This window comes from Acinetobacter sp. AC1-2, assembly GCF_016124155.1.
Classification (GTDB): domain Bacteria; phylum Pseudomonadota; class Gammaproteobacteria; order Pseudomonadales; family Moraxellaceae; genus Acinetobacter; species Acinetobacter calcoaceticus.
This window is the reverse complement of record NZ_JABFFO010000014.1, coordinates 1-1,995: the sequence shown is the minus strand read 5'-3', so window position 1 is coordinate 1,995 and position 1,995 is coordinate 1. Positions and strand designations below refer to the sequence as shown.

At 52.6% G+C, this 1,995-nt stretch carries 1 protein-coding gene; it reads right to left on the bottom strand.

The annotated features are described in order from the left end of the window. A partial coding sequence (locus tag HL290_RS18405) for an Ig-like domain-containing protein (RefSeq protein WP_227602325.1) occupies nucleotides 1-1,995 on the bottom strand: 1,995 nt, incomplete at both ends.

Here is a 1,995-nt window from a genome sequence, read left to right as displayed (position 1 = left end):
TCACTGGGTCAGTGGCATTGATTGGATCAAGTACTGGTGCATTTGGTGCAGTGGTATCTACTGTTACCACAGCGGTGTCTGTACCGACATTACCTGCTGCATCTGTTGCAGTCACAGTAATCGTGTGCGGACCATCAGTTAATACAGGCAAGGTATTGTCTGCAAGACTCCAGGTGCCATCACCATTGTTTACTGCCGGGTAGTCAGTGCCATCTACATTCACCACCACTGTTGCAGTCGGATCATTGACTGTACCGGTGAGTGCAGGTGTGCTGTCATTGGTTAACACATCATCAAGCGCGACCACTGGTGGCGTGATGTCCGCAGACACCACCCCTGAACCTGGCAATGAAGTATTGCCTGCAGGGTCAGTCGCTGTTGCTGTTACGGTTTGACCGTCAGTCAAGTCACCTGGGTTTGGTACTGACCAGCTACCATCTGTACCTGCAACTACAGTTGCAGTCGTACCGTCCGGGAAGTTTACAGTCACTGTTGAACCAGGTTCTGCTGTACCGCTCACTGGGTCAGTGGCATTGATCGGATCAAGTACTGGTGCATTTGGTGCAACCGTATCAATCGTCACCACAGCGGTGTCTGTACCGACATTACCTGCTGCATCTGTTGCAGTCACGGTAATGGTGTGTGGACCATCAGTCAGTACAGGCAAGGTATTGTCTGCAAGCGTCCAGGTGCCATCACCATTGTTTACTGCCGGGTAGTCAGTGCCATCCACATTCACCACCACCGTCGCAGTCGGATCATTGACTGTACCGGTAAGTGCAGGTGTGCTGTCATTGGTTAACACATCATCAAGCGCAACCACTGGTGGCGTGATGTCCGCAGACACCACCCCTGAACCTGGCAATGAAGTATTGCCTGCAGGGTCAGTCGCTGTTGCTGTTACGGTTTGACCGTCAGTCAAGTCACCTGGGTTTGGTACTGACCAGCTACCATCTGTACCTGCAACTACAGTTGCAGTCGTACCGTCCGGGAAGTTTACTGTCACTGTTGAACCAGGTTCTGCTGTACCGCTCACTGGGTCAGTGGCATTGATCGGATCAAGTACCGGTGCATTTGGTGCAACCGTATCAATCGTCACCACAGCGGTGTCTGTACCGACATTACCTGCTGCATCTGTTGCAGTCACAGTAATGGTGTGTGGACCATCAGTCAGTACAGGCAAGCTATTGTCTGCAAGCGTCCAGGTGCCATCACCATTGTTTACTGCCGGGTAGTCAGTGCCATCTACATTCACCACCACTGTCGCAGTCGGATCATTGACTGTACCGGTGAGTGCAGGTGTGCTGTCATTGGTGAGTACATCATCAAGCGCGACCACTGGTGGCGTGATGTCCGCAGACACCGTACCTGTGCCTGGCAATGAAGTATTGCCTGCAGGGTCAGTCGCTGTTGCTGTTACGGTTTGACCGTCAGTCAAGTCACCTGGGTTTGGTACTGACCAGCTACCATCTGTACCTGCAACTACAGTTGCAGTCGTGCCATCAGGGAAGCTGACTGTCACTGTTGAACCAGGTTCTGCTGTACCGCTCACTGGGTCAGTGGCATTGATCGGATCAAGTACCGGTGCATTTGGTGCAACCGTATCAATCGTCACCACAGCGGTGTCTGTACCGACATTACCTGCTGCATCTGTTGCAGTCACAGTAATGGTGTGTGGACCATCAGTTAATACAGGCAAGCTATTGTCTGCAAGCCTCCAGGTACCGTCGCCATTGTTTACTGCCGGGTAGTCAGTGCCATCCACATTCACCACCACCGTCGCAGTCGGATCATTGACTGTACCGGTGAGTGCAGGTGTGCTGTCATTGGTGAGTACATCATCAAGCGCGACCACTGGTGGCGTGATATCCGCAGACACCGTACCTGTGCCTGGCAATGAGGTATTGCCTGCAGGGTCAGTCGCTGTTGCTGTTACGGTTTGACCGTCAGTCAAGTCACCTGGGTTTGGTACTGACCAGCTACCATCTGTACCTG